Origin of the sequence: uncultured Campylobacter sp. (assembly GCF_938030145.1) — a bacterium.
GTDB lineage: Bacteria > Campylobacterota > Campylobacteria > Campylobacterales > Campylobacteraceae > Campylobacter_B.
The window spans coordinates 158,458-184,989 of the sequence record NZ_CALHGM010000009.1; the positions used below are offsets into that span (position 1 = coordinate 158,458).

General features: G+C 47.2%; 28 protein-coding genes, 1 tRNA gene and 1 pseudogene. 10 read left to right on the forward strand and 20 right to left on the reverse strand.

Annotated features, from left to right (window positions below):
* Positions 1–7 precede the first annotated feature (7 nt).
* Positions 8–364, forward strand: coding sequence for a histidine triad nucleotide-binding protein (locus Q0323_RS02815; protein ID WP_298051279.1), 357 nt, complete (start codon positions 8–10; stop codon positions 362–364).
* A 555-nt stretch (positions 365–919) separates the two neighbouring features.
* Here the strand turns inward: Q0323_RS02815 and Q0323_RS02820 are convergent.
* Complete coding sequence (locus Q0323_RS02820; RefSeq protein ID WP_297902213.1) at positions 920–1,363, reverse strand: DNA starvation/stationary phase protection protein; 444 nt, start codon at positions 1,361–1,363, stop codon at positions 920–922.
* Positions 1,364–1,528: 165 nt separating this feature from the next.
* Between Q0323_RS02820 and Q0323_RS02825 the strand changes: the two genes are divergently transcribed.
* The 3 genes from Q0323_RS02825 to Q0323_RS02835 all read left to right on the forward strand — a co-directional run bounded on the left by Q0323_RS02825 (position 1,529) and on the right by Q0323_RS02835 (position 3,539).
* Positions 1,529–2,449, forward strand: coding sequence for a M23 family metallopeptidase (locus Q0323_RS02825; protein WP_306528386.1), 921 nt, complete (start codon positions 1,529–1,531; stop codon positions 2,447–2,449).
* Positions 2,401–2,817, forward strand: a complete 417-nt coding sequence (locus tag Q0323_RS02830; RefSeq protein ID WP_005873147.1) for a polymer-forming cytoskeletal protein — start codon at positions 2,401–2,403, stop codon at positions 2,815–2,817. Before Q0323_RS02825 ends, Q0323_RS02830 begins: the two co-directional genes overlap by 49 nt.
* Positions 2,818–3,448: 631 nt before the next feature.
* A tRNA-Ser gene (locus Q0323_RS02835) sits at positions 3,449–3,539 on the forward strand.
* A 51-nt stretch (positions 3,540–3,590) separates the two neighbouring features.
* Here the strand turns inward: Q0323_RS02835 and Q0323_RS02840 are convergent.
* The 17 genes and pseudogenes from Q0323_RS02840 to Q0323_RS02920 form a co-directional block, all read right to left on the reverse strand.
* Positions 3,591–4,220, reverse strand: coding sequence for a hypothetical protein (locus tag Q0323_RS02840; RefSeq protein WP_298051280.1), 630 nt, complete (start codon positions 4,218–4,220; stop codon positions 3,591–3,593).
* A 374-nt stretch (positions 4,221–4,594) separates the two neighbouring features.
* Positions 4,595–5,812: a 2-hydroxyacyl-CoA dehydratase gene (locus Q0323_RS02845; RefSeq protein ID WP_295098664.1), complete on the reverse strand. Its 1,218-nt coding sequence runs from the start codon at positions 5,810–5,812 to the stop codon at positions 4,595–4,597.
* Positions 5,812–8,766 carry an acyl-CoA dehydratase activase gene (locus tag Q0323_RS02850; RefSeq protein WP_298051282.1) on the reverse strand — a complete coding sequence of 985 codons (2,955 nt, stop codon included), beginning with the start codon at positions 8,764–8,766 and terminating at the stop codon, positions 5,812–5,814. Before Q0323_RS02850 ends, Q0323_RS02845 begins: the two co-directional genes overlap by 1 nt.
* A 297-nt stretch (positions 8,767–9,063) precedes the next feature.
* On the reverse strand, positions 9,064–9,420 hold the full coding sequence (rplS, locus tag Q0323_RS02855; protein ID WP_005873155.1) for a 50S ribosomal protein L19: 357 nt from the start codon (positions 9,418–9,420) through the stop codon (positions 9,064–9,066).
* Positions 9,417–10,118 (reverse strand): tRNA (guanosine(37)-N1)-methyltransferase TrmD, encoded by a 702-nt coding sequence (trmD, locus tag Q0323_RS02860; protein WP_298051284.1) that lies wholly within the window; start codon positions 10,116–10,118, stop codon positions 9,417–9,419. Before trmD ends, rplS begins: the two co-directional genes overlap by 4 nt.
* Entirely contained in the window at positions 10,115–10,645 is a 531-nt protein-coding gene (gene rimM, locus Q0323_RS02865; protein ID WP_298051286.1) for a ribosome maturation factor RimM, read from the reverse strand. The genes trmD and rimM overlap by 4 nt, the downstream gene beginning before the upstream one ends.
* Positions 10,638–10,880 carry a KH domain-containing protein gene (locus Q0323_RS02870; RefSeq protein WP_005873158.1) on the reverse strand — a complete coding sequence of 81 codons (243 nt, stop codon included), beginning with the start codon at positions 10,878–10,880 and terminating at the stop codon, positions 10,638–10,640. Before Q0323_RS02870 ends, rimM begins: the two co-directional genes overlap by 8 nt.
* Position 10,881: 1 nt before the next feature.
* Positions 10,882–11,112: a 30S ribosomal protein S16 gene (rpsP, locus tag Q0323_RS02875; RefSeq protein ID WP_298051288.1), complete on the reverse strand. Its 231-nt coding sequence runs from the start codon at positions 11,110–11,112 to the stop codon at positions 10,882–10,884.
* Positions 11,113–11,190: 78 nt separating this feature from the next.
* Positions 11,191–12,531 (reverse strand): signal recognition particle protein, encoded by a 1,341-nt coding sequence (gene ffh, locus Q0323_RS02880; protein WP_298051289.1) that lies wholly within the window; start codon positions 12,529–12,531, stop codon positions 11,191–11,193.
* Positions 12,532–12,597: 66 nt separating this feature from the next.
* On the reverse strand, positions 12,598–13,347 hold the full coding sequence (locus Q0323_RS02885; RefSeq protein WP_298051291.1) for an RluA family pseudouridine synthase: 750 nt from the start codon (positions 13,345–13,347) through the stop codon (positions 12,598–12,600).
* Complete coding sequence (locus tag Q0323_RS02890; protein ID WP_298051293.1) at positions 13,347–14,735, reverse strand: 3-deoxy-D-manno-octulosonic acid transferase; 1,389 nt, start codon at positions 14,733–14,735, stop codon at positions 13,347–13,349. Before Q0323_RS02890 ends, Q0323_RS02885 begins: the two co-directional genes overlap by 1 nt.
* Positions 14,732–15,439, reverse strand: a complete 708-nt coding sequence (locus Q0323_RS02895; protein ID WP_298051295.1) for a zinc ribbon domain-containing protein — start codon at positions 15,437–15,439, stop codon at positions 14,732–14,734. The genes Q0323_RS02890 and Q0323_RS02895 overlap by 4 nt, the downstream gene beginning before the upstream one ends.
* Positions 15,440–15,448: 9 nt before the next feature.
* Positions 15,449–16,171: a Nif3-like dinuclear metal center hexameric protein gene (locus Q0323_RS02900; protein WP_298051297.1), complete on the reverse strand. Its 723-nt coding sequence runs from the start codon at positions 16,169–16,171 to the stop codon at positions 15,449–15,451.
* 167 nt (positions 16,172–16,338) lie between these two features.
* A pseudogene (gene glyQ / locus Q0323_RS02905) lies at positions 16,339–17,175 on the reverse strand (glycine--tRNA ligase subunit alpha); the annotation flags it as partial.
* A gap of 10 nt (positions 17,176–17,185) precedes the next feature.
* Positions 17,186–17,677: a hypothetical protein gene (locus Q0323_RS02910; RefSeq protein WP_298051298.1), complete on the reverse strand. Its 492-nt coding sequence runs from the start codon at positions 17,675–17,677 to the stop codon at positions 17,186–17,188.
* Between the two features lie 3 nt (positions 17,678–17,680).
* Complete coding sequence (purE, locus tag Q0323_RS02915) at positions 17,681–18,181, reverse strand: 5-(carboxyamino)imidazole ribonucleotide mutase (RefSeq protein ID WP_298051300.1); 501 nt, start codon at positions 18,179–18,181, stop codon at positions 17,681–17,683.
* Complete coding sequence (locus Q0323_RS02920; RefSeq protein ID WP_298051301.1) at positions 18,178–19,440, reverse strand: peptidase U32 family protein; 1,263 nt, start codon at positions 19,438–19,440, stop codon at positions 18,178–18,180. Before Q0323_RS02920 ends, purE begins: the two co-directional genes overlap by 4 nt.
* A 71-nt stretch (positions 19,441–19,511) precedes the next feature.
* Here Q0323_RS02920 and Q0323_RS02925 point away from each other — a divergent pair, with 71 nt between their 5' ends.
* The 6 genes from Q0323_RS02925 (at position 19,512) to Q0323_RS02950 (ending at position 25,543) form a co-directional block, all read left to right on the forward strand.
* A complete protein-coding gene (locus tag Q0323_RS02925; protein WP_298051303.1) occupies positions 19,512–20,309 on the forward strand; it encodes a histidinol-phosphatase in 798 nt (265 codons plus the stop codon).
* Positions 20,310–20,540: 231 nt separating this feature from the next.
* Positions 20,541–21,968: a type I glutamate--ammonia ligase gene (gene glnA, locus Q0323_RS02930; protein ID WP_291939715.1), complete on the forward strand. Its 1,428-nt coding sequence runs from the start codon at positions 20,541–20,543 to the stop codon at positions 21,966–21,968.
* Between the two features lie 104 nt (positions 21,969–22,072).
* Positions 22,073–23,326, forward strand: coding sequence for a ComEC/Rec2 family competence protein (locus Q0323_RS02935; protein ID WP_298051306.1), 1,254 nt, complete (start codon positions 22,073–22,075; stop codon positions 23,324–23,326).
* Positions 23,327–23,405: 79 nt separating this feature from the next.
* Entirely contained in the window at positions 23,406–23,696 is a 291-nt protein-coding gene (locus Q0323_RS02940; protein ID WP_297941828.1) for a YciI family protein, read from the forward strand.
* A 170-nt stretch (positions 23,697–23,866) separates the two neighbouring features.
* Positions 23,867–24,640 carry a GNAT family N-acetyltransferase gene (locus tag Q0323_RS02945; protein WP_298051308.1) on the forward strand — a complete coding sequence of 258 codons (774 nt, stop codon included), beginning with the start codon at positions 23,867–23,869 and terminating at the stop codon, positions 24,638–24,640.
* A 15-nt stretch (positions 24,641–24,655) separates the two neighbouring features.
* A complete protein-coding gene (locus Q0323_RS02950) occupies positions 24,656–25,543 on the forward strand; it encodes a hypothetical protein (protein WP_298051310.1) in 888 nt (295 codons plus the stop codon).
* Positions 25,544–25,807: 264 nt separating this feature from the next.
* Here Q0323_RS02950 and Q0323_RS02955 read toward each other — a convergent pair whose 3' ends face one another.
* Together Q0323_RS02955 and Q0323_RS02960 are read right to left on the reverse strand one after the other, a co-directional pair.
* On the reverse strand, positions 25,808–26,200 hold the full coding sequence (locus Q0323_RS02955) for a phytanoyl-CoA dioxygenase (RefSeq protein WP_298051312.1): 393 nt from the start codon (positions 26,198–26,200) through the stop codon (positions 25,808–25,810).
* Positions 26,201–26,236: 36 nt separating this feature from the next.
* Positions 26,237–26,494: a hypothetical protein gene (locus tag Q0323_RS02960; RefSeq protein ID WP_298051314.1), complete on the reverse strand. Its 258-nt coding sequence runs from the start codon at positions 26,492–26,494 to the stop codon at positions 26,237–26,239.
* Between the last annotated feature and the right edge of the window lie 38 nt (positions 26,495–26,532).

Sequence of the window (26,532 nt, forward strand, 5' to 3'; positions counted from 1 at the left end):
ATCTAAAATGAACGTCTTCGAAAAGATCGTAAACGGCGAAATCCCGTGTAACAAAGTGTTAGAGAACGATGAATTTTTGGCTTTCCACGACATCAACCCAAAAGCGCCAATCCATATCCTGGCGATCCCTAAGAAATGCTACGAAAACTTCCAAGTAACGCCGCCTGAAGTGATGAGCAAAATGAGCGCTTTTATCCAAGAAGTAACTCGCAAAATGGGGCTTGATAAGAGCGGATACCGTCTCGTTTGCAACTGTGGCGAAAATGGGGGTCAGGAGGTGATGCATCTGCACTTTCATATCCTGGGCGGAATGAAGCTGCCGTGGGACAATGTCAGTGACCACAATACTGAAGAGAATTTTTAAGGCTCGAACCAAATTCTATTAAAATCAAAATTCCGTGAAATTGCAAAATTTTGCGGAATTTGCGAAATTCTTTGAAATTTTTAAAATTCCGCTTCATTTATAAGCACCGAGGTTTTAAAAATAATCAAAATAGTAAAACTACAAGTAAAAATTTATCATCAGACGCTAAAAAGAAATACAAATTTATCACAGACGATCTCTTAGCAAATACCATTCTTGAGCTGCAAAGCCTTAGCTCTTAGAATTTTTACGGCTACGAAATTTGAAATCGGCAAGGAAATTTTAACAACGCGGCAAAATTTTAAATGAAACCGAGCTTTATAAAAAGAGTTATGATTTTACATGGCGAATGAGTTAGATTTCGATGATATGAAATTTAAAACCTACATGAATTTTGCTTTGAATGAGCGATTTAGCTTCAGTTTTCAAGCATAATTTAAAATTTTAGCGTGAAAATGTAATCTTAGAATTTTAAAATTTTTTGAAATTTCAATATTAACTTTAATGGATTTTAGGGGCATATGCCCCTAATAATTTTGAAAGGATTTGCAAGGATTATTTGCTTAGCATTGAGCTTAGCATCCATAGGCGTTTTTCATAATCGCCATAGTGATCCTGCGCAATATTTGAAGTCGTATCGTCGCCCTCCTCCTCAGCAATCTCTTGAAGCTTTTTAAATTCTTTTACCAAATACTCGTAGGCTTTTTTAACATCCTCAAGTACCTCAGATACGCTATAGCTATCTTTTACGCTAATCGGAGCGTCTTTTGAAAGCTCAATTAGATCCTTAGCCTTAGTTACGGCCTTGCCACCTATTTGAAGCGCGCGCTCAGCCATATCGTCGAAAAGCTCGCCCATCTCGTCATATGCTTTCTCGGTGTAAGCGTGAACCTGCGCGAATTGCAAGCCTTTAACATTCCAGTGATAATCGTGGAATGCAACAAAGAACGCATGAGCGTCCGCCTGAAGTTTGTTTAATTGTTTTACTGTTTTTGACATTGTGTCTCCTTTATTTAAAATTGCTGTAATTATAGCAAGATTTACTTAAATTATAATTATACTAAGTAATAAATTTTATCTTTTAGTGAAATTTTAAAATTAAATGGCTTTTAAATTTATCTACAATTTTTTTGAAATTTCAGCTATGCTGCATTATAATGCCGCATTATGAAAAACAAATTTATGATAACTATAACCGACCTTAACGGCTCTAGGAATTTTTTGCTTTCGCAAATCATCAAAAAGATCGCGTTATATTTGGTGCTATTTGTTTTTACCGTTTTCGTCACGGGTGCGCTATATATCAGGTATCTGGGCTCTAAAATCGATAGCCTTTCGCGAACCAAAACCGAGCTTAACGAGCTAAATCAAAAACTTCGCGACGGTATCGCGGCAAGTCAGATGGAATTTGAAGCCATCGAGGGTAAAATTTCGGATTTGGAGCATCAGTTTGGGCTTGATCCTGAGGAGGATGAGCGCGCGATCGACCGCCTATCTCACATCAAACCTACTTCCGAACAAGAGATCAAAGAGCGTGCGCAAAAGATCATCAACGAAAAATTCTCCGACGCACTGATCAAAGAAATTTTTATGCAGATCCCAAACGGCAGGGTCATGCGCACTCATCAGCTCAGCGAGAAATTCGGCTGGCGCAACCATCCTATCTTAAAGCGCAAGCAATTCCACCCAGGCGTTGATCTACGTACGCCGCCTAAAACGCCTATCTACGCGCCTGCAGACGGTATCATCCAATACAGCGGCGCGGGTGCTACGGGCTACGGCAATCTAGTCGAGATCCGACATAATTACGGCTTTACGACACGATATGCGCATTTGGATTCAAATTTAACTCGCAAAGTAGGCGAGTTTGTAAACAAAGGCGATCTCATCGCTTTTAGCGGCAACACCGGGCTTAGCACCGGACCTCATCTGCACTACGAGATTAGGTTTTTGCAGCTGCCGTTAGATCCGCTAAATTTCATCAACTGGAACGAAAAAAATTACAAAGAAATTTTTACTAAGGAGGAAGATGTCCCATGGCAATCTTTAATAAAGGCGATGCAAACACCGCTCAAACAACAATAATCTCGTCAGGCACGCTCATCAAAGGAGAGCTGCACCTGTCGTGCATTTTGCATATCGACGGCAATGTCGAAGGCGACGTGATCTCCGATAATACCGTCGTCATCGGTAAAAATGGTACCGCGCGCGGCTCGATTAGGGCCAAACATATCGTAATCAGCGGCAAATTTTTCGGCAATATCGAAGCCGAGCTCGTCGAGCTGCTAGGCGGCGGTGTGCTCGTAGGCGACGTGCTATCGCAAAGCTTCGGCATCGAAGTGGGCGCAAAATTTAATGGAAAAAGCGCTGTAAGTGGCGGCGATCAAGCCCTAGTCATCGACGGCAGCGCAAGCGAAGACGTCAAGCTCATCGACAAAGCTCTAGGCGAATAAATCGCACATATTTGGAATTCTTGGAATTTTAAACGCTTTAGCTAATGGGGTTTTAGAATCTGATTGATATTAAAATTTTAAAATTTCTAGCCTTTGGAATTCTTAGAATTTTTAAGGCTTTTATATTTGCGTAATCTTAGAGTGTCTTCAATCTTAAAATTTAGAATTTTAAAAAAATTCCAAATTTTAAGATCCTCGCAACCAAAATTATTGAAATTTTTAAGCTTTGAAATTTTCGAAATTTTAAAGCTTAACTATGCTTAAAATTTTAGAATTACGCAGATCGTAAAACCCTAAATTCTAAAATTTTGCACTTGCACGGGGTTTTGAAATTTTGTTTGTAAGCCGGATTTTAAAATTCGCGCCCTAGAAAAATTTAAAATTTTAAAATTTCGCCGCAAAATAACGCATGGACGTAAATTTTTTGCTCGCATAGACTTTAAAAGCTCGCGTAAGTTTTAAGTTTCGCAGAAGCTATGTAAGCAAGTATAAATTATCTACGCCGAGTGTTTTGACTCGTTATAGCTCTTTGTGCCGCCGGCTCAAAATTCCGCGCGGTGATAAATTCTGCGAGCTAAGCTAATTTAAGCCCATTATTAGATTAGTTATGTATAATGCGATTTCTTTTTGTGGACAGATGGGTGAGTGGCCGAAACCACACCCCTGCTAAGGGTGCAGCTTCTAACCGGGGCTCGAGGGTTCAAATCCCTCTCTGTCCGCCACTACTTTAGAATCTAAATCAATAAAATTTCACTTCCGTGGTTCAGTCGATTCTAGCCGCCTAGGATACTGCCTAAAAGCAGCACCGGCATCATTAGCGGCATTACGATGAGTCCTTGTATATCGGTATCCATTTTTGCATCGCGCTCGCTTTTGATCCCGCTATCGACCGCTATACGCGCGGGATACTCGATCGGCACGCCTAGGCGGTGCGATCTGCGTAGCTCGTCGTGATCTTTTAGGCGCTTAAAATATTTGCCTTCGATCAGATAAGAGTAACGAAACGTAGAACTATACGCGGGCTCCAGCTGCTCTGGGTCGTCCATCAGCTTAGCCTGCACGGATAGCGGTAGATCGTATTTTACGAGCTCGATTTCGTGCTGGATATATGCGGCATCACTGCCTTCATTGTATCTGTCGATCGTGAGCATGCTTACGTTGCGCCTTATCGCGTCTTTATTTAGCGACGCCAGACTCGCAACCTTGGCGCGCACGGCACTAAGATTTGCATCAAATACGTAATCATAAATCTCGCCGCTCATACGCAGCTGACCGCCAGACGCCGCGCTCATAGCGATGATATGCTCGCGCCCTTGCATGTAGCCCGGCAAATTCTTACTCGCGCATCCGCTAAAAATCCCACAGCATAGTGCCAAAACCGCGCCGCAAATCCAAAATTTCATAAACTTCCTTCGTAAAATTTAAAGACGGATTGTATTAAATTTTGCCTTAATGAGAGTGGAATTTTACGGCGCAGCGGAATAGAATTCTGCGGTGGAATTCTATGGCGGCGACGCGTAGAATTTCGCGCGGACTTCCATAAAATTCCGATGAAATTTCGCAAGAATTGAAACCAAAACGCACGGAAAAGGCAAAATAAGCGCAATGGCACTGCCAAGATTTTAAAATTTTAAAATCTCGAGGAAATTTCTCGGAAGGAAGCGAGCTATTTGCGCGTCAAAATTTAACCGTCATCGCGAGCTTGCTTTTAAATTTTAAAATTTTACGGTAGGCTTTAGAATCTAAAATTCCAAAGCCATTTTTGATATGTGGCGGGCTACTTTCGATTTGCGTTAGCAAGCATCAGCTTTATGCGGTTTTCTTGATTTACCGCGCTTGCGCCCGGGTCGTAGTCGATAGCGGCGATGTTTGCTTGCGGGTAGTTCTGTTTGATCTTTCGGATCATTCCGCGCGCGATGATGTGGTTCGGCAGGCAGCCAAAGGGCTGCGCGCACACGACGTTTTGTATGCCGTGACGCATAAACTCGACCATCTCCGCCGTCAGCAGCCAGCCCTCGCCCATCTTCACGCCATGACCGATGTAGCCATCGGCGGCGGCACGAACCTCGCTAAATGGGCTCGGCGCGCGAAATCCGAAGCGCTTCATCTGCTTAATCATCATGCGCTGGAAAAATTCCACTACTTTAGCGACCGCAAGCGAGCCGTAATACGCCGCGCCGCCCTTGCCGTAGAGCTGCTTGTCGTAGACCGCATCGTAGATGCAGGTAAGCACGAAGTCCATCAGCCCCGTATTTACGGGCTCGGCGTTTTCGCGGATGAGGTAGGCGTTTAGGCCGTTGTTGCCGATGGGCGAGTATTTGAGATAAATTTCGCCCACGATGCCCACTTTTACTCGCGGCTTATCGTCACGCTCGATTTTAGCGAACTGTGAGAGGATAAATTTGAAATTTTTCTTGAGATTGAAAAACGATCTTTGATCGGTCAAATTTTTGATCCGCTCGGCGCAGAGTTCGTAAATTTCATTCGTTTGATTTTTGATCTTTTCGTAGGGCTTGCACTGATTATATAGTCCCATCATCAAATCGCCGTAAAATATCGCGGCAAAGAGCTTTAGAAGCGATTTTTTGCCGAGGCTAAATTCATTCTCATCTAGCGAGCCGAAATTTAACGAGATCGCAGGGACGTAGCTAAAGCCGCTGTCCTCAAGCGCTTTGCGAAGCAAATTTATGTAGTTGCTCGCTCTGCAGCCGCCGCCCGTTTGGCTGATGAGAAGCGCTACTTTGTGCGTATCAAACTCGCCGCTTTTGAGCGCGTCGATAAACTGCCCGATGACGAGCAACGCGGGGTAGCACATGTCGTTATGCACACTGCGAAGCCCCTCCTCGACGATATTTTGACGATTTTCGCCGAGTAGGACGCTCTTATAGCCCTCGTCGCGCAGCACGCCTTGCATAAAGCGAAAATGCGGATCGATCATCGTGGGGATCAATATCGTGTGGGTCGCTTTCATATCCTTCGTAAATTTAGCAAACATTAGCGCGCATCCTTTCTTGCTTCTTGTTGCGCGCCTTGCCTTTCGCGCTCTATCATAGTCGCTTTTAGGCTACGCAGACGAATTTTAACGGCGCCTAGGTTCGTAACCTCGTCGATTTTAAGTTGAGTGTAAATTTTACCGTTTTGGCGCAGTATGTCGCGCACCTCGTCGCCCGTGATCGCATCGATCCCGCAGCCGAAGCTAACTAGCTGCACCAGCTGCATGCGCGGGTATTTACAAACAAACTGCGCCGCGCTATAAAGCCTGGCATGGTAGGTCCATTGATTAAGGCTTTTCGTCTGCACCCTGCTAAGCGGCAGTGCGTCCTCGCTAAGCACTATAAAGCCCAAGGAATTTAGATAGCGATCGATGCCGTGGTTGATCGTCTTGTCGATATGATACGGACGACCCGCTAGCACAATGGCGCTGGCACCGCTGCTTTGTATCTCTTTTAGGGTCTCCTCGCCTTTTATTAAAATGGTATTTTTATAGTTTTGCAGCTCCTTAAGGCCTTGCAAGACGGCGTTTTTCACGGCGTCGGAATGAAATTTATACCCGGCGTCCGCTAGCTCAGCCTGCATCGTTTTGCAAAACGAATCTTGCATGTTAAGATCCACGTGCGGGTAGAGGAATTTTTTCTCCTCCAGCGCCCCTACGTTTGAGCGAATCAGCTCGGGGTAGTATGCGACTACGGGGCAATTGTAGCAGTTCTCGCTGATATTTTCATCGAGGCTGTAGCTCATGCATGGATAAAAGATAAAATCCACATCCTTGTTTAAAAGATCGTAGATGTGGCCGTGCACGCTTTTAGCCGGGTAGCAGACGGTGTCGCTCGGGATGCTCTGGCTTGCTAAAAACAGCGTCTCTTTTCGCGGCTTTTGCGACAGCATGACGCTCATGCCTAAATTTTCAAAAAACGCACTCCAAAACGGGATCATCTCAAACATATTCAAAACAAACGGAATTCCAACCTGCGGCGCATCCTGCTTCGGTGGCTTGCGATATTTTCGCAAAAGCTCGTTTTTAAACTCAAATAAATTCGTAATGTCGTGGCGGATCTCCTTGCCCGCGCCGCGCTCGCATTTATTGCCCGAGACAAATTTAGTATCGCCGAAGTAGCTGATCGTAAGCGGGCATTTGTTCGTACAGAGCTTGCAGACGCTAAATTCGCTGCGATGAGTGAAATTTTCAAGCTCTGCACGACTGATCATATCAGTGTGCTCGTTTGCGTTATTTTTGGCAAAAAGCGCCGCGCCGTATGCGCCCATAAGCTCGCTGATATCTAGACGGATCACGTCCTTGCCGAGCTCTTTTTCGAAGGCACGCAGCACAGCGTTATTTAAAAAGGTACCACCCTGCACTACGATGTTTTGACCCAAATCGTCGGCGTTTCGCACTCGGATGACCTTGTAAATCGCGTTTTTTATGACGCTAATAGCAAGTCCAGCGCTGATGTCCTCGATCGTAGCGCCGTCCTTTTGAGCCTGCTTGACCGAAGAGTTCATAAAGACCGTGCAGCGGCTACCAAGCTTGGCGGGATGGGTTGCAAAAAGGGCTAGGTTTGCAAAATCTTTGATATCGTAACCCAAGGAATTTGAAAAGGTCTGCAAAAACGAGCCGCAGCCCGAGCTACATGCCTCATTTAGCACGATAGAATCGATATTGCCATCTTTAATGGAGAAACACTTGATGTCCTGCCCGCCGATGTCGATGATAAAATCTACTTTCGGATTGAAGTGGCGCGCAGCACTATAATGCGCGATTGTCTCGACGATACCGTAATCAAAGCGAAAGGCGGTTTTAATGAGATCCTCGCCGTAGCCGGTAACGCCGCTGCCTTTAATTTTAATGCGGTCACCGCAAAGATCGTATAGTTCCTCAAGGCGCGGCAGTAGAATATCGACCGGATCGCCTTTATTGGAGGAGTAAAATTTATACAGTAGCTCGTAGTTTGCGCCCATAAGCACGACTTTGATCGTAGTGCTGCCGCAATCCACGCCCAAATACGCATCTCCGCTGTAGGTGTGGATATCCACCTTAGGCACGCTTGCGCGGGCATGGCGAGCGGTGAACTCGTCAAATTCCGCCCTGTCTTTAAAAAGTGGCGGCTCGGCTTCCAGCGCGGTCCTGTCAGGCTCCTTTTTTAAAAGCGCGATCGTCTCCTCTAAATTTAACGTCTCGCCCGTATCTTTTGCGTACAGCGCGCTGCCGTAAGCCACGAAGTAAGGCGCGATGTCGGGAAAGGTCGCGGTTTCGTCGGTAAGCTTTAGCACCTCTTTAAAGCGCTTCTGAAGGCCTTTTAGGAAAAACAACGGACCGCCCAAGAATAGGATATTGCCCTTGACCTCGCGACCCTGCGCAAGCCCTGAGATCGTCTGCTCGACGACCGCGGCGTAGATACTAGCGCAAATATCCTCTTTTCTAACGCCCTGATTTAGTAGCGGCTGAATGTCGCTTTTAGCAAATACGCCACAACGTGAGGCGATCGGGTAAATTTTATTAGCCGCAAAGCTTAGGCGGTCGAGCTCCGTGATGTCCAGATGCAAAAGGTTGGTCATCTGATCGATAAATGCGCCGGTACCGCCCGCGCATGAGCCGTTCATACGCTCTTCAAGCCCGCCCGTGAGAAATAAAATTTTAGCATCCTCACCGCCCAGCTCGATGACGACATCGGTCTTTGGAAACATCCGCTTGACGCCGAGCGAGGTAGCGAAAACCTCTTGGACGAACGGAATTTTGCAATTTTTGGCGATACCCATGCCCGCCGAACCCGCTATGGCGACGCTGAATTGCTCGCCTGCATAGGTTTTTTGGATTTGCAAAATTTTATCCAGCACCAACTCCTTGGGCTTTGCCAAATGCCGCTCGTAGCTCTTGCTTAAAATTTCATATCTTTCGTTTAAAACTACCGTTTTAACAGTGGTTGATCCTACGTCAATGCCTAAAAAAATCACATCTCGCTCTTTACTGAATAAATTTTTACTCGGCCGAATCCTCGAATTTAGCGCGAGCTTTCTAAATTAAAATTTGCATTTTATAGTAATATTTTTAAACGCAAATAAAATCAGGATATATTTTATCTTTTTCTATAGGAAAAGACGATTTTTAGGCAGTTTAGAATTAAAAATTTTAATGGAAAAGTTGTAAAATTTTAGATTTAATGCGAGTAGATTTTGCGCGAAATTTTTTAAAATCTCGCGCATTATAAAAAGAGGTTCCTTTTTTTAATTGAGAAGCGTAAATTTAAAGGATTATTTTCTAAGCTCTTTGATTTTAGCCGCTTTACCGCGTCTGTCGCGTAGGTAAAATAGCTTCGCGCGGCGAACGCGTCCTTTTCTTAAAACCTCGATACTTTCGATACTCTCGCTGTAGATTGGGAAAATTCTCTCTACGCCGACGCTATTAGCGCCGATCTTGCGGATGATAAAAGTCTCGCTGACGCCGTTTCCGCGACGCGCAATGCAGGTACCCTCGAAATTTTGAATTCTGCTCTTATCGCCCTCTTTGATCCTGATGGCTACCTTTAAGGTGTCGCCGGCACGGAAATCAGGCACACTTTTGCTTGTGATCTGAGCGTCCTCGAACGCTTGAATATATTTATTTTTCATAAATTTCCTTTATTTCTGGCGATCTTTCGGTACATATCCGGGCGGAAGAACCTCGTTTTGCATAGCGCCATTTGATTTTTTAAGCTGCGCATTTTAGCGTGATTACCCTTTAAAAACTCTGAAACTATAGGTAAATTTTCAAAAACATCAGGCTTTGTAAATGCGGGCGCCTCTAAAATTCCGCCCTCAAAACTTTCTTCAACAAGCGAGCTTTCGTTGCCTAAAACGCCCTTTATGTTGCGGCTTATCGCATCACACATGCAAAGCGCGCCGAGCTCGCCGCCGGTAAGGACGAAATCGCCGATGCAAAAAATTTCATCTACATATCTTTCGACTATGCGCTCATCGATCCCCTCGTAGCGCCCGCAGATAAAGCATAGGCCCTCTTCGCCGCTTAGGCGCTTGGCATCGTTTTGGTTAAATTTTTTACCGGCGGGCGAAAGGTAGATAACCTTGGTGTTTTTAAATTTAGCTCTTACATGTTCGATCGTCTTAGCAAGCGGCTCCGTACCGATCAAAAGCCCAGCACCGCCGCCTATCATATAATCATCTACCTTTTTATACCGATTTGCCGTGAAATTTCGCGGATTAAAAAAATGCGTCGCAATTATTTTTTTATCGACCGCGCGCTTTAAAATAGAGTCCTCAAAATACGGCGCGATGAGATTTTCAAACAGCGAGATGAAGATAAAATTCATGAATTTTCCAAAATCGCGCGCGCGTTTTGTGTAAAAATTTTACGCTCGTTAAGCGAAATTTCTTTCACATAGGCATCCACGTAGGGGATGAAAAATTCTTTCGGCAAAGCCTGCGAGATTAAGCTTTCATCCGTTTCTACCTCAAAAAGATAGCCGCTTCCGATCTGCGATATGTCCTTTACGCGCCCCAAAACCGCGCCGTCTTCGTAAATTTCAAGCCCGATAATATCGAAGTAAAAAAACTCGCCCTTTTGTAATTTGCAAAATTTCCGCGTGTCCTCTTTGCTTCGGTAAAGAATTTGGTTGGTTAAATTTGCCGCCGCTTCTACGCTTTCGTAATTTTTAAAAATAGCGCTAGAATTTGCGCCGTTGAAGGATAGAATTTCTAGAATTTCGCCGTTTCGCAGATAAAATTTGGCGCCTTTTTTAAACTGAGAGGGGAAGTCGCTGCGATCGAAAATTTTAACCGCGCCCTTTAGGCCGATAGTCCGACCGAGCTTCGCGACCTCTAAAAGATCATCAGGCATCTTTGGCTTTGACGGTAATTTTATAATTGATCGGATCTTTTGCTTTGTAGCCGATGATGACGGTCTTTATGGCGTTTATCATTTTGCCGTCCTTGCCGATGAGTTTGCCGGTGTCGGCCTTGTCGGCATAGACGATGATCTCGGTAAAGTTTTCACCGACCCGCTTTTGCGTAGAGACGGACTGCGGATAGTCGGCGATCAACTTTGCGTATTCTTTTATAAAATTTTCTACCATTTTATTTGCTTGTGATTTGAGCGACCCTATCGCTTAACTTCGCGCCTACGCTCTTCCAGTATGCCAAACGTTCCACGTCAAATTTGATATTATCGCTCTGCTTTAACGGATTATAAAAACCGATCGTCTCGATAAAGCCGCCGTCGCGTCTTTTCCTGCTATCCGTTACCACGATGCGGTAAAAAGGCTGCTTCTTTCTTCCGATTCTTGTAAGCCTAACAACTGTTGCCATTTTTTCTCCTTAAATTTTTGTAAGTTTTAGAACTTGCAGATGGCTAAAACTTAAACATCTGCAAACTCTACCGAGAAATTATCTCGGTAAATTTTGCCTTTGAGCGATTGAGGCAAGCCCCTGCATGCCGCCCTTGCCCGAAAATTTTTTCGCAAGCTTCGAAGCGCCCGCGAACTGCTTTAAGAAGCGGTTCACCTCCACCTGCGAAAGCCCCGCGCCGGCAGCAAGCCTGCGCTTGCGCGAATTATTTAGCAGTTCCGGATTTTCGCGCTCTTTCGGCGTCATAGAATTGATCATCGCTTTGATATGAAGTATCTCTTTGGAGTTTTCCAAATCGATATCTTTTATCTTATTCGCCATGCCGGAAAGCCCCGGGATCATGCCGATTAAATTTTTCATATTACCGAGCTTTTTCACACTTTCTAGCTGATTTACGAAATCGTTGAAATTAAACTCGCCCTTTTTGATCTTTTTGTTCAAAGCTTTAGCTTCTCTTTCGTCAAAAACGGCGCTTGTTTTCTCGGCCAGCGTCGCTAAATCGCCCTCGCCCATAATGCGGCCGGTGATTCTATCGGGTATAAAGCCCTCCAGATCGGCCACCTTTTCGCCGGTTCCGATAAAGCGAAGCGGGATACCCAGCTGCTGCGCGATACCAAGGGCTACGCCGCCTTTGGTATCGGCATCAAATTTACTTAAGATCACGCCAGTAAGGCCTAAAATTTCATCAAATTTAGCGGCCGTTTTAATGCCGTCTTGACCGCTCATGGCGTCCGCTACGTAAAAAATTTCATGCGGATTTAGAGCTTTTTTCATCTCTGTAAGCTGCGCCATTAGCGCCTCATCTATCGCGAGACGTCCCGCCGTATCTACGAGCAATACGTCATAAAGCCCGCTTTTAGCCTTGCTTAGCGCCTTCTGCGCAACCCTTAACGGATCGCTCTCGCCCTCGATGAAAAATAGCTCGATCTCGTTTGCTTCGCAAAGCTGGCGGAGCTGCTCGACCGCGGCTAGACGCTGCAAGTCGCACGCTGCGACCAAGACCTTTTTTTTACGAAGTTTCAGATAATTCGCGAGTTTTATCGTGCTTGTGGATTTTCCGCTTCCTTGAAGTCCCGTCATCAAAGCTACCGTAGGAGGCGTGCTAGCGAACACAAATCCCTGGCTGCTGCCTCTAGGCGCCGTTAAAATTTTAGTCAAATTTGTCTTGATGGACTGCAAAAATGGCTTCTGCCCTATCGTACCGATACGAAGATCGGCTTCGACAAGCGCCAAAAAATCCTTTACGACTTTGTGATGCACGTCGGCCTTTAAAAGCGCCTTTTTTAGCGTCTCCAAAGCGTTTTTTAAAGCTTTTTCGTCATCGATTGTTTTTAATTTATTGACCGCGTTTTTAAACGACTCGCTTATGATCTCAAACACTTTGATCCCTTATAAAATTTTTAAACTTGCGATGTTACCTAAAATTAACTTAAAAGCCATTGAATATCAGAGATCCTTAGGAATTTCAAAGCCGAATTCGTTGAAGCTTGTACCTAGCGGAGCTTTAAATTTAAGCCCTAAAATTTCAGTCTCGTACGAGTGCAGAAACATCCGCTTCGCACGGCTTTTAGCGTATTTTTCATCGCCTATTACGCCGAATCCCGCATTTGCTAGATGCACGCGGATCTGATGCGTCCTGCCCGTTTCGATCCGCACTTTTACGAGCGATTTTTTGCCGCTTACCATCAGCGGATAAACCTCGCTAAATGCGCTCTTACCGTTTGGCGAAATTTTAGAAAACGCGCCGCTTCTGGTCTTTATCGTCAAAATAGGCTCGTCAAATTTCATCTCTTCGCTTACGATCCCTTTTACGATCGCGATGTAGCTTTTTTTCACGCGCAAATTTTTAAACTCCGCAATCGCCGCCTCGCGAAATTCTTCGTTTTTATGCAGCAGCACGACGCCGCTAGTCTCCTTATCCAGGCGGTTTAGAAGCCCGAATTTATAGATTTTTTCCAAATTTTCGCTGCTCATAAAGGGCGGCTTATTGACCGCCAAAACGTTCTCATCCTCGTAAATGATCGCGGGTTTTGCGGGCTTCATCACGCTAAATTTAGTATTTTCGCCGAGCATCTCGCGCGCTAGAGCGATCTTTGCGTCGCGCGCGCTTACAAGCCCCGCGTCGATGAGGGCTTTGGCTTCATTGTGAGAGATATTTTCCTGCGCCGCCAGCAGTTTGTAGGCTTTTTCTTGCATTAAATTCTTTCCTTGATTAAATTTTCTATCTCTTGCAGATCGCAAATTTTATCTATCCGCGTGCCCTTTAGCGGCTCTTTTAAAGCGTTCGAAATTTCGTTCGCGTCGCACAGAGCGATGTTTTGTACGAGCGCGTACAGCGCCTTTTGATTATGAAAAAATCGCCCGCTGATGATCGGCACGCCGAAGCTCGCCGCCTCGATCGGGCTATGTCCGCCGATATTGCGCAAAAAACTGCCACCCAAGATCGCGACGTTTGAAATTTTATAAAAGTTCGCTAGCTCGCCGAAGGCATCAAGCAAAATAAAATCGCTCTCAAGCCCAGCGCCCTCGCTAAATCGTTCAAAGCTAAGCCCGTGCTCATCCGCCCAAGCCTTGCAAATTTCACATACCTTTTCGAAGCGCTCAGGATGTCTCGGCGCCAGGATGATTTTTAGCTTTTGCGGCGCGGCGATCGCAGGCGCTGCATTCGGTACGGCAGAATTTAAAGACGCACCGTTTAAAGGCGCCGTATTCGGCACGGCGGACGAAGCGTCGCTTGAAGTCGTCGCATCCAAAGAAGCTGCGTTTAAATTTACAATCTCGGGCGAGCCTGTCTCGCCATGAAGCTCAGCCCCAGGCAAGCTTTTATCGCCGCGGGCACCCGCTGCGTATGGGTCTTTTTTGGGCGAATTCTGCGAGCCGTGAAATTTTATAAAATCGTTTAAATTTGATAAAATGAGCTCCTCTTCGCTCTCGTGAGTGTTTGAGATCGTAAGCACGAAGCTATTTGCGGCCGCGGCGGAATAGTCTTTCGTCGCAACGGCGATATTCGCGCTTTTTATGTTGCCCGCGACCTTTATGTTTTTTGCGCCGAGCTCCCGTAACCGCGCCGCATCAAGCTCGCTTTGCGCAAGCACCAGATCGATATTTTCAAACACTTTGCGATAATAAAACTTAAAGCGCAGATAGCTCGCGTACGAGCGGTCGCTAATACGCGCGTTTAGCAGGATTACGTAGCTTCCGCGCGATTTAGCGGTGCGGATCAAATTTAGCCACAGCTCCGCTTCGAAAATTACCAGCACGCGGCTGCCCGTAAGCCAAAACGGAAGCCAATTTTCAAACGGCAGGTAGCGAGAGTTCGGCGTGAGAGAGAGCGCCGCACCGAAGCCCGTCTGCGTGGTCGTGCTAAGCGCGACTCTCTCAAATTTAGAAATTAGCGGCGCAAGAGCGTTTACTTCGCCCAAGCTGCAGGCGTGAAAGTGCACCGCGGCGGGGCTAAATTTAGGGTTTTTGTATAGAAAAAATCGCGCCTTCAGGCTCGTGCGGTATTTTTTTTTAAAGCTTAGGATAAAAATAAAAGGCGCAGCGACGAGCCACGCCAAAAACGCCAAGGCGGTGTAGATCACTCGGCTTCTTTATATAAAATTCTGCCGCAATACGGGCAGGTTACGATGTCGTCGCTTTTGATGACCGCGGAATAGGTCTTGTCGCTTATGCGCATAAAGCAGCCGTAGCAGGCCTGTTTGCGCACCGGCGAGACCGCCGTGTTGCCCGCCCACTTGCGGATCTTTTCGTAGAATGAGACGGTTTTTGGGTTCATCGCCTGCATTAGTTTATCGCGCTTGGCGTAGATCGCGCCGCGAGCGACCTCGACCTCGCCCATCTCGGCGCTTACCTGCTCCTGCAGGCTTTTTAACTCGGCTTCAAATGCCTCTTGCTTTTCGCTCTGCTCTTTTACGAGCGCTTCCTTTACGGCTACGATCTTTTCCAGCCTTTCGATCTCCTCGTTTGTGGCCTCGAGCTGCTCTTTTGCGATGTCCTCTTCGACGCTAAGGGCCTTGATCTCCTTTTCGGTTTTTGCCGCGCCGCTTTTTTTGCCCGTGCTTTTTAGCTTGGACGAAAATGCGCTAAGCTGCGCGTTTGCTTGTAAAATTTGAGATTTTAGCTCGGCGATCTCCTCATTTAGAGTTTCGATCTGTTCTTTTGCGCCGTTTATTTCAGTACTTTTTTTACTCAGCTTCTCCTGTGCGGCCTCGATTTTAGGCTTAAATCCGTCCAGCTGCTTATCGAATTCGCAAAGCTCTACCAATTGGCTTAAATATTTGTTCATCTTTTTCCTTTAATAATACGTAAATGGATTTTTTTGCTCGCTTATTATAACTTCAATTTTGCTTTTTTGCAAGAAAGGTGCGAGCGCGCGCCCAAAATAGCGCTCACTTTCAAAATGATTTATGTCGATCAAACTCACGCCGTTTTCTAAATTTTGAAGCGCCGCGTGATATTTTATATCGCCCGTGATGAAACAATCCACGCCTAAGCTTTGATTTAGTTCGCTTCCGCTGCCGGTGCAAAGCGCGACACTTTGGATGAAATTTTTCGTCTTTACGGCGCGTAGATGCTCGATGCCAAGCTTGCGCTTTATCTGTGCACACAGCTGCTCAAAGCTCAAATCCGCGCGCATGAAAACCAAAAATTCCCGCTCATCCGTAATTTCAAATTTTAAAATTTTGCGCGCTACGAATCCGTTTAAAACGTGCTTGTCAAAGTTCGTATGCATCGCGATAAGCGAGATATTTTTGCGGATCATCTCATAGATCAAATTTGCAGGATAAAGCCGCGGATCAAGCGATTTTAGCGGGCTAAAAATTAGCGGATGGTGTACCACCAAAAGCGAGCCCGCCTCCGCCTCGCGCACCAGCTCGCTAGTGACGTCAAGGCTTAGATAGATTTTTGAAATTTCATCATCCAAGCTTCCGAGCATTAGCCCGCTATTATCCCACGCCTCCGCGTCGCAAAATGGCGCGGCGGCGTTTAAAATTTCATAAATTTCGCCCGTTTTCATAAATCCTACTTTGCGCTTTCATCCGCTTTGTCTGCGGAATTTTGCTTGCCGCAAGCGTTTTTTAAATTTGCGCCTGCGGAGTTTGCGTTTGCCGCGCCGCCCTCTTTGCCGCTTTTTTTATCGCTGCACGTCGCGGCATCCAGCTCGGCGACGTATTTTTGCGGATCTGCATAGCAAAGCGCGCAGTTTTTGGCAAGATCGCGGATCTTTAAAATATAATCCTGCCTCTGCGTGACCGAGATCGCTCCGCGCGCATCAAGGACGTTGAACGTGTGCGCCGCGAGCATGCAGTAATCATACGCGGGAAGCGCCAGGCCGTGCTTTAGGATGCTCTTGCACTCGCCGAAGCAGTTTTCAAACTGATTAAAAAGCATCGCGGTGTCCGCAAGCTCGAAGTTGTATTTGCTGAACTCAAACTCGCCCCTTTTATGCACGTCGCCGTAAGTTACTAGCCCCGCCTTGTCGTCCCAGACGATGTCGTAAACGTCGTCTTTGTTTTGTAGATACATCGCCAAGCGCTCAAGCCCATAGGTGATCTCGCCGCTTATTAGCTCGCACGTGATGCCGCCTACCTGCTGAAAATAGGTAAACTGCGTCACCTCCATGCCGTCTAGCCAAACCTCCCAGCCAAGCCCCCAGGCCCCTAGCGTCGGGCTCTCCCAGTTGTCTTCTACGAAGCGAATATCGTGGCTTTTAAGATCTAGCCCCAGCTTTTCCAGGCTTTTTAGATAGAGTTCTTGGATATTATCCGGGCTCGGTTTTAAGATCACCTGAAACTGATAATACGCGCCGAGGCGGTTTGGGTTTTCGCCGTAGCGCCCATCTGTTGGGCGACGCGAGGGTGCTACGTATGCCGCACGCCAAGGTTTGCTTCCTAGACTGCGCAAAAAGGTAGCCTGATGATAGGTGCCTGCGCCCGCGGGCATATCGTAGGGCTGAACGAGCAAGCAGCCCTGCTCGTGCCAGTAGTTTTGAAGCGTCAAAATAATCTGTGAAAACGTCATTTTTATCCTTTTATCGATATGTAAATTTAAATTTATCTTCCAAAGCGCCTTTCAAAGTCCGTTTGAAAAGCGCTTTGAAGCTTCGAACTTTCAAAAAATTTCCAAATTCCGGTCCAGTATTCGCCAGCTCTCGTAGGCTCGTTCGCAAAATCAAAAACCGCGTAATCGCCCGCTTCGATATGTAATTTTTCGCAGGTTTCATCGTGCTCATTTTTACAGCACTGATTTGCGGATTTGCAAGCTTCGTCGTGGCTTTCTTATGGTGCCCTTCCTTCGAGCAAGTGCCTATTAGCACGGAGTATTCGCCATGCGCGCCGTTTTCGTAGTCGTAATATACGGCGTAAATTTCATTTTTCGTGGCGCTGCTTCTGCTAGCGTTAAATTTTAAAAACTCGCCCCACAAATTTGCGATCACCCCTCGCCCGCTCATCTCATCTGCGTTATTCGTGCGAGCCTTTAGCTCACAAATTTCAAAGCCCTCGCTCAATTTTAAAATTTTCATAGATTAATCTTCAAGCAGCACTTCGATCTGCTCGGAGTCCTTTTTCAGCGCCTCCGCTTTTGCCGCGCGATCCGCCTTTAGCTTCGAGCTTAGCACCTCGTCGCTTAAAGCTAAAATTTGCAACGCCAGATACGCCGCGTTTTTCGCGCCCGCCTTGCCGATCGCAAGCGTCGCGACGGGGATGCCCGCAGGCATCTGCACGGTCGAATACAGCGCATCTACGCCGCTAAGCGCGCTGCCGCCGAGCGGGACGCCTAGCACCGGCTTGGTCGTATTCGCAGCGACCGCGCCCGCAAGATGCGCCGCCATGCCCGCCGCGCAGATGAAGACCTGCGCACCCTTTTTCTCGGCGTCCGTGACGTATTTAGCCGTGCGGGCGGGGCTTCGGTGTGCCGAAGATACGATCATCTCGTACGGTGCGCCGAATTCGTTTAAAATTTTAGCCGCCTCGTAAACGACCTCGTAATCGCTCTTTGAGCCCATTATTATAGAAACAAATTTCATTCTATCTCCTTTCTTAAAAAGCAAAACTCCGCGAGCTTCGCAGGCAGCTTAATCTCATTTAGATTGCCGCTGTGAATCTCGCTAAATTCCTTACCGCTGCGGCTTTGCAGCTTCTTAAATTTCAAATATGGCTTGCCGTCAAGCTCAAAAATTTCGCCGATTTCATTATCGCAAGCGCAAATTTTAAAGCCGCGCGGAGCGAAAATTTCATACGCTTCGCCCGGCAAAATTTTATCTTTGACGCTTATAAACTCGCCGTCTTGCGAGATCGCGCAAACCTGATGCGTGCCAAGCTCGATGCTACGGTCTAAATTTTGCGTATCCTCTCGCTCATACGGGCGCTTTATCAAATATCCGTCGCTAAAACCGCGGTTTTTAAGCGTCGCGATCTCGCGCTCGTAAACACCGGCCTCAAATTTATCGCTCGCGGCATCGTCGATCGCCGCGCGGTAGGCGTTCGTGGCGCATGCGACGTAGTATTCGCTCTTGGTGCGCCCTTCGATTTTGAAGCTGTCGATCGCGCCCGTTTGCATGATCTTTTGCACGTGCGAAATGAGGCTAAGATCTTTCGCGTTCATTACGAAAGTGCCCTCCCCTTCGCGCTCTTGTAAGCGGAAAAGCGCGCTGGTTTCGGGATTTTTCGCATAAAGCTCGTAGTTAAATCTGCAGTCGTTCGCGCAGCTTCCGCGGTTGCTAAAGCGCCCGCTTTGCACCGCGCTAACAAGACAGCGCCCGCTGTATGCGAAACACATCGAGCCGTGCACGAAAATTTCAATCTCGAGGTTAGGAATTTTTTCTTTAATCTCCACGGCGTCTTTGAGCGTCATCTCTCGCGCCGCGACGATGCGCACGGCGCCCAGCTCCGCCCAAACCTGCGCATCCAGATAATTTAGCACGTTAGCTTGGGTAGAGACGTGGATCGGAATTTCTGGAGCTACGGCTCGCGCGAGGCTCGCAACGCCTGGAGTTGCGATTAAAATTCCATCCACGCGCAGATCGCGAAGAAATTCCAAATGCCTTTCGATGTTTCCTAGCTGGCCGTTGGTCGCAAAGCCGTTCACGGTCGCGTAGAGCTTCTTGCCACGCTCGTGCGCGTGCGCGACGCCCTGCGCGAAGCTTTCCTTGCTAAATTCCTTCGCGCTTCGCTGGCGCAGCGAAAATGAGCCGGTGCTTGCATACACGGCGTCCGCGCCGTAAGCCAGGGCGATTTTTAGTTTCGTTAAATTCCCAGCAGGAGCTAAGAGTTCGGGTTTTTTCAAATACATTCCTAGTGATTTTTTAAGCGCGATTTTACTACAATTTAGCCAAAATTTTATTTAAGGAGCAGTTGATGCGAGCCGATCTACACAACCACACCTATCTTTGCAACCACGCTAGCGGCGAGCCGCGACAGTATTTGGAAGCGGCGATCGCACGAGGCATAGAAATTTTCGGCTTTGCGGATCACGCGCCGATGAACTTCGATCAAAAATACCGAATGAGCTTCGAGCAGATGGAGCTTTACGAGCGGATGATTAGGGATCTGCGAGATGAGTTTAGCGAGCGGATCGACGTGCGGCTGGGATACGAGGTCGATTTTATGACGAAAAAAGAGTTAATGGATGAGCGGATTTTCGCGCGCGAGGCGCGCGAGGTTGATTATCTCATCGGTTCGGTGCATTTTTTAAACAACTGGGGCTTTGATAACGAGGAATTTTTAGATCAGTGGAGCGGGCGCGAAATAGACGACGTTTATCGCGAATACTTTGCGCTAATCTGCGCGCTGTGCAAAAGCGGCAAATTCGACATTTTAGGGCACATGGATCTGATTAAAATTTTTAAATTTACTCCGAAAAAAGATATTAGAGTTTTGGCTGGCGGCGCGATAAATGCGATCAAAAAAAGCGGCATCGTCGTGGAGCTAAACTCCGCGGGGCTTCGCAAGCCCGCGAATGAAATTTACCCAAGCGACGCGCTTTTGGAGGTGCTTGCGGATGCAGACGTGCCGATCACGCTTAGCTCGGACGCGCACTCGGTTACCCAAGTAGCGCTAAACTACGATAAAATTTACGCCAAAGCGCGCGAGTTCGGCTACGAGCGGATCGCAGTTTTCAAAAATCGCGAGCGGCAGTTCGTAAAGCTGGCATAAATTTTAACGACAGCCGCTCTCTGCTAAATTTAAAAAGCGTGAACGGCGAGAAATTTTAAAATTTCAAAATCTTCGGCGGCGTGAAAATTTCAGATTTCAAAAGGCACGGCGGCGAGAAATTTTAAAAATCGCGGCGCGCAAAACGGCGCAGATAAAGTCGAATTTCAACTAAATAATGTTAAAATCCGCCGTTAAATTTAGCCCGAATACGGGCGGAAAAAAGGAAAAAATATGGGAAAATTTGTTAATGACGTGAAGGAATTTTTTAAATTTTGCGATGAAAACGAGGTCGAGTTTGTGGATTTTAGATTTACCGATCTGAAAGGCACCTGGCACCACGTCGCTTACAACTACAAGCGCCTGCCGAAGGACTTCGCCGATGGAATTCCGTTCGACGCGAGCTCGGTAGCGGCGTGGCAGCCAATCGATAAATCCGATATGATGCTAAAGCCCGACGTAGGGACGGCGTTTTTGGATCCATTCACCGCGGACGTGACGATCATCGTCATCTGCGACGTTTATGATATCTACAAAAACGAGCTTTACGAAAAATGCCCGCGCTCGATCGCCAAAAAAGCTGAGCAGTTTCTACAAACCACGGGTCTTGGAGATACCTGCTATTTCGGGCCGGAGAATGAGTTTTTCGTTTTCGACGACGTAAAGATTATCGATGATATGAACTGCGCGATGTTTAAGGTAGATACCGAAGAGGGGCATTGGAACAGCGGTAAAAACTACAAAGACGGCTTTAACAGCGGTCACCGCCCGGGCGTAAAGGGCGGTTACTTCCCCGTCCAGCCCGTAGATTCGATGGTCGATCTACGCGCCGAAATGCTAAAGGTACTTGAGCAAATCGGGCTTGAGACCTTCATCTGTCACCACGAAGTAGCGCAAGGCCAAGGCGAGATCGGCGTCAAATACGGCACTCTCGTCGAGGCCGCCGACAACGTGCAAAAATACAAATACGTAGTAAAGATGGTCGCGCACCTAAACGGCAAGACCGCGACCTTTATGCCAAAGCCGCTCTACGGCGATAACGGCAGCGGAATGCATGTGCATCAATCGATCTGGAAAAAGGGCAAAAACACCTTTTACAAAAAGGGCAACTACGCAAATTTAAGCGACGCGGCGAGATGGTACATCGGCGGCGTGCTAAAGCATGCGCGCAGCGTCGCGGCGTTTACGAACCCGAGCACCAACAGCTACAAGCGCTTGATCCCGGGCTTTGAGGCGCCGTCCATTCTAACTTATTCGAGCCAAAACCGCTCTGCTTCGATCCGCATCCCTTACGGCAGCGGCGAGCACTCGGTGCGCGCGGAGATGCGCTTCCCAGATAGCACCGCGTGCCCGTATTTAGCATTTGCGGCGATGCTGATGGCGGGAATCGACGGTATCAAAAACAAAACCGAGCCGGTGGGGCCGATGGATGAGAATTTATTCAAGCTGCATCTGGATGAGATCCGCGAGCGCGGTATCGAGCAGCTTCCGCACACGCTTCGCGGCAGCCTAGAGGCGGTGATCCGCGATAACGAGTATCTGCGCCCGATAATGAGCGAGCTTTTTATCGAGACCTATCAGCATTTTAAATTTGAAACGCAGGTTTGGCCTTACGAGGCGCGCCCTACGCCGTTTGAGTTTGCGACGAATTATTCGTGCTAAGACGGGCTTATTTTATGCCGCGCCGCCCGGTTTTTACGAGACGGTGCGGCATTGAGCCTTGGAATTTTAAAATTTCGCCGCATGCGCGAACTTAAATACCGCCCGTGAAGCTTCAACTCTTTTACCGAAAACGTGAAATTTTATACTTTCTGCTCATTTTGCTTGGAATTTTATCGATAAACTTAGGCGTGAAATTTTATGAGCTCAAAGAATTCCGCGCGAGAAACTACGCCTTTTACGACGCGCAAATTTTAAACGCCTACGCCAAAACCAACGAGCGCGGCCGCACCTACACGGTGCTAAAGCTCAAAACGGCGGATTTCACCCTCTACACGACCGCTGGGCTCGGGCGGGAATTTCACCGCTTTGCGCGCGTAAATATCGGCATCGTAACGAAAAACGTAAAATTTTTAGATTTTTTAAAGCAGCGCTTTTACGCGCCAAATTTTAAAATCGGAGACGAGCTTGCGCCTTCCGGGGCAAAATGGCGCGCGATAGAGTTCGTCCGAGCCCAACACGAAGATGAGATGACGGCGGATCTTTACTCCGCGCTGTATTTTGCGACCGAAATTTCAAAACCGCTGCGCGCTAGCGTGACAAACTGGGGCATAGCGCACATCATCTCGATCAGTGGCTTTCATCTAGGCATCATCTTTAGCACCGTCTTTCTCTTGGCGATGCCGATCTACCGCTACTTTCAGGATCGCTACTTTCCGTATCGCAGCGCCAAGCGCGATCTTAGCGTCTTTGTGATCGTGCTGATGAGCGGATATCTCTTCGTGCTTGATTTTACGCCGAGCTTTCTGCGCTCGCTTGCGATGTGCTGCGTGGGGTTTTACCTAGCGATGCGAAATTTCTATATGCTTAAATTTACAAACCTTTTTCTCACTATCGCGCTTCTGCTTGCGTTTTTCCCACACTTGGCTTTTTCGATCGGATTTTATTTCTCCTGCCTCGGCGTGCTGTATATCTTCCTCTATCTGCACCATTTCGCGCCTAAATTTAAACTCTGGCAAAACGTCATACTTTTCAATCTCTACGTTTGGCTCAGCATGAACGTAGCGGTCTATTATTTCTTCCCGACCGCTTCGTTGCAACAGCTTAGCGTCATGCCGCTAGGATACGTGTTTGTGATCTTTTATCCGTTAAGCATATTTTTGCATCTATTAGGTCTTGGCGGCGCGCTCGATACGCCGCTGCTTGCGTTTTTAAACTTTGCTCTGCCGAGCTTTCAGGCGCAAATTCCGCCGCTTCTTTTCGCGCTCGCAAACATCTGTGCGCTTGCTGCGATAAAGCTTCGCTACGCAGCACTCGGCTGCGCGATAATCGGAATTTCGCCGATATTTTTTATAACGTAGCGCGCGAAAATTCCGGCGGGAATTTTATCCGTTGGAATTTTATGCTAAAATCGCGCTTCAAATCTCACAAAGGATCAAAATGTTTATTGCAAACCTCACCTACGTCAAAGACGCAAGCGAAGCGGACCGCTTTATCAACGAGCACAACACGTTTTTAGATAAATTTTTCGCGGCGGATAAATTTATCTGCTCGGGGCGAAAAGTCCCTCGCACCGGCGGCATCATCTTAATCAATGCCAAAGACCGCGCGGAGCTTGATGAGATCATCGCGCAAGATCCGTTCTTTCAAAACGGCGTCGCAAAATACGAGATCATAGAATTTGCTCCGACGAAATTTGCGCCCGAGTTTTGGCGACTTTTTAGCGAATAAACGGCGCGGGTTAAATTTTAAAATTTACGCGCTCAAACATGCCTCTGAAATTTAGCCGTTTTGCGCGCGAGATAAAATTCCCGCTAAATTTAAAAGCCGGTCGCGGCGGCCAATTTAGATAAGCTTAAAACTGAAATTATGCAAAAACGGCTAAATTTAAAGGAGATCGGGTGCTGATAAAACTGCGGCTCGCAACGCCGCAAGATGCAGAGGCGCTGCTTGAAATTTACGCGCCTTACGTAAAGCAAACGGCGATCAGCTTCGAATACGACGTGCCCAGCGCCGCGGAATTTGCGGAGCGCATCGAGCAGACGCTGCAAAGATACCCCTATCTACTCGCTTACGTAAGCGATGAGGCGACATTTGCGAACAATGAACGAGATGAAAATTTTAAAATTTCCGCAAGCGCGGCTGGCGCAGAGAGTGAAATTTCGCCCGCAGACGAAGCGCGAAATTGCGCAAGCGGTGCGGCAAAACAAAATGGCGCAAATTTAATCGCCTCGGCAAAACAAAGCGGCGTAAATTTAAAACCGGGCCAAATCCTCGGCTACGCCTACGCTTCGACTTTCAAAGAGCGCGCGGCATACGATTGGTCGGCGGAATGCTCAGTCTATGTATCGCAAAACGTGCGCGCTCTGGGTATCGGCAAGCTGCTCTACGAGGCGCTACAGCGCGCGCTTAGGGCTCAAAACATCGTAGATATGAACGCTTGCATCGCTTGCGGGGATGACGAATATCTAAACGACGCGAGCGTGCGATTTCACGAGCGTATGGGCTTTCGCTTTGTCGGCAGATTCGAGCGCTGCGCCTATAAATTCGGCCGCTGGTACGATATGGCGTGGATGCAAAAGCCCATCGGCGAGCATCTGCAAAACCAGCCTCCGATGAAGCCTTTCGCGCGCTTTAGAGATGAAATTTGCGCGAGCGCGGGCATTGAAATTTAATTTAAAGGAAAAACTTTGACCCATTTTATCATTGACGACGAAAATATCGACGTAGATAATATCTTCGACGTCGTAAATCTCAAAGAGGGCGACGAGCTAAATATCGTCTCCAACACCGCCAAAAAGATCGGCGCCTTAACCCTTGCGCGCCTATCGAAGATGGGCGTTAGCATAGGCGAGGTTTTTACGATCGGCAAGCAAAGAAAGGATTTCGCCGATAAGATCATCGTGTTTTTGATGGGTAAGCTCTGCGGGCAGGAGGGCAAGATCGGCATCGTCAGCAACGATAAATTTTACGACGACGTGATAGAATTTTTTAATAATCTAAACTACCGCAAAAATCCAAAATTTGAAAAGATCAGCCTAGCCTCACATGCCGCAGGAGCGGGCACAAAACAAAGCAAAACAAGCGGTGCGGCGGAGAAAAAAGCCCAAAAAGCGGGACCGAAAACTACAAAGCAGGAGCCAAAGGCTCAAAAGCAAGGGGTAAAAGCCACAAAACAAGAGTCCAAAACCGCGAAGCAGGAGCCGAAGGCTGCACAACAGGAACAAAAAGTCGTAAATTCTAAAATCGCCAAAGCAGACCTTGCCGCAGCGGAGGTGCTGATCCCGCAGTGCGTGAGCCTGCAAGCCCTATACGCCGCGTGCGTCGCAAAGCTCGGCAGAGCCAAGGGCTGCGAGGTCTACCGCGAGATCAAGGACGGCGCGCGGACGCGATACGCGAGCATCGCCTACGATAGCGACCTAAAAGACGGCGCCGTAAGGCGAAACGCGATCAAGCTCTACCGCGAAAGCGGCGGCGATATGGCGGAATTTCACAACAAGCTGACGAGCGAATACAAACACGCGGGACCTGAAATTTACAAGGAATTTAAAGAAAAACTCGTCGGAAAGATGATCTAAGAGCCTCGGGCGCAAGGATTTAAGGCGCAGCGATAGTACGCGTCGCGACGTAGCAGCGCACGGCCTAGCGGCGTTAAGATGCGTCGTTACGGCGTGCGGCGATATGATGCAGCGCAACTAAACGCAACCGGAATGAAACTATTTGCTTGCGTGGCATCGGTTTTATTTTCGCTGTATACAACCAAGCAGAGCCCAGGCGCTTATACATAGCAACAGAGTAAAGATATGTAGGATAAATTTCATTCTACCAGGTCTAATACGGGGCTAATCATAATTAAAGTTATATGGTTCATAGCCGAAAATGTGCAATGTCTTTAAAGCCAGCTCTCTGACCTCTATCCAAGACTTATTCTGATATACTAGATAGTCACCATCTTCTTCCCCCTTTAATATACTGTCATCTTCAGTGTACTTATCTATAAGCTCCTTAAGTTCTCTTAGCGCATCCCTCTCGTATGGTAAGAAACAAAATTCAAACCGCTCCAATAAAGCGTTCTTGCATTCGGTATATAAGAGTTCCGCCATTTCCGACGGATCTTCATATTTATTGATTGTGGGATGAACGATATATTTGTCCTGATATTCCAAAGAAGCCATTCGACTTAGACGGCACATAAGAGTGCCTTTCTCAAATATCTCTTTTCCGTTAATTTGCATTTGGGTTCCTTTTTATTTAAGTGCTGCTCCGTGAGCTTAATATAGGTCAAAGTCACCTAAATCATATCCGAAAATATGCAAGGTCTTTAAGGCCAACTCTCTGACCTCTATCCAGGATTTGTTCTGATAGACTAGATAATCGTAGGTATCTCCTTCTAGCAGGCTTTGATCTTTAAAGTATTTATAAATAAGCTCTGCAAGCTCTTTTAAGATCTCTCTTTCATAGGGCAAGAAGCAGAATTCAAATTTTTCGTCAAGGGCTCGCCAGCATTCATCACATAGTAGTTCCGCCATTTCTGATGGGTCTTCGTAAGATTTAGCCGTAGCATGCA

Excerpts from the sequence above, each read along its gene's own strand:
- purE (WP_298051300.1), bottom strand. The coding sequence starts at position 18,181 with ATGAAATTTGTTTCTATAATAATGGGCTCAAAGAGCGATTACGAGGTC.
- glnA (WP_291939715.1), top strand. The coding sequence starts at position 20,541 with ATGGGAAAATTTGTTAATGACGTGAAGGAATTTTTTAAATTTTGCGAT.
- rplS (WP_005873155.1), bottom strand. The coding sequence starts at position 9,420 with ATGAAAAATAAATATATTCAAGCGTTCGAGGACGCTCAGATCACAAGC.
- Q0323_RS02830 (WP_005873147.1), top strand. The coding sequence starts at position 2,401 with ATGGCAATCTTTAATAAAGGCGATGCAAACACCGCTCAAACAACAATA.
- Q0323_RS02885 (WP_298051291.1), bottom strand. The coding sequence starts at position 13,347 with ATGCAAGAAAAAGCCTACAAACTGCTGGCGGCGCAGGAAAATATCTCT.
- rimM (WP_298051286.1), bottom strand. The coding sequence starts at position 10,645 with ATGCCTGATGATCTTTTAGAGGTCGCGAAGCTCGGTCGGACTATCGGC.
- rpsP (WP_298051288.1), bottom strand. The coding sequence starts at position 11,112 with ATGGCAACAGTTGTTAGGCTTACAAGAATCGGAAGAAAGAAGCAGCCT.
- Q0323_RS02820 (WP_297902213.1), bottom strand. The coding sequence starts at position 1,363 with ATGTCAAAAACAGTAAAACAATTAAACAAACTTCAGGCGGACGCTCAT.
- Q0323_RS02900 (WP_298051297.1), bottom strand. The coding sequence starts at position 16,171 with ATGAAAACGGGCGAAATTTATGAAATTTTAAACGCCGCCGCGCCATTT.
- Q0323_RS02840 (WP_298051280.1), bottom strand. The coding sequence starts at position 4,220 with ATGAAATTTTGGATTTGCGGCGCGGTTTTGGCACTATGCTGTGGGATT.
- Q0323_RS02870 (WP_005873158.1), bottom strand. The coding sequence starts at position 10,880 with ATGGTAGAAAATTTTATAAAAGAATACGCAAAGTTGATCGCCGACTAT.
- Q0323_RS02845 (WP_295098664.1), bottom strand. The coding sequence starts at position 5,812 with ATGTTTGCTAAATTTACGAAGGATATGAAAGCGACCCACACGATATTG.
- Q0323_RS02940 (WP_297941828.1), top strand. The coding sequence starts at position 23,406 with ATGTTTATTGCAAACCTCACCTACGTCAAAGACGCAAGCGAAGCGGAC.
- Q0323_RS02955 (WP_298051312.1), bottom strand. The coding sequence starts at position 26,200 with ATGCAAATTAACGGAAAAGAGATATTTGAGAAAGGCACTCTTATGTGC.
- Q0323_RS02925 (WP_298051303.1), top strand. The coding sequence starts at position 19,512 with ATGCGAGCCGATCTACACAACCACACCTATCTTTGCAACCACGCTAGC.
- Q0323_RS02895 (WP_298051295.1), bottom strand. The coding sequence starts at position 15,439 with ATGAACAAATATTTAAGCCAATTGGTAGAGCTTTGCGAATTCGATAAG.
- Q0323_RS02815 (WP_298051279.1), top strand. The coding sequence starts at position 8 with ATGAACGTCTTCGAAAAGATCGTAAACGGCGAAATCCCGTGTAACAAA.
- Q0323_RS02910 (WP_298051298.1), bottom strand. The coding sequence starts at position 17,677 with ATGAAAATTTTAAAATTGAGCGAGGGCTTTGAAATTTGTGAGCTAAAG.
- trmD (WP_298051284.1), bottom strand. The coding sequence starts at position 10,118 with ATGAATTTTATCTTCATCTCGCTGTTTGAAAATCTCATCGCGCCGTAT.
- Q0323_RS02960 (WP_298051314.1), bottom strand. The coding sequence starts at position 26,494 with ATGGCGGAACTACTATGTGATGAATGCTGGCGAGCCCTTGACGAAAAA.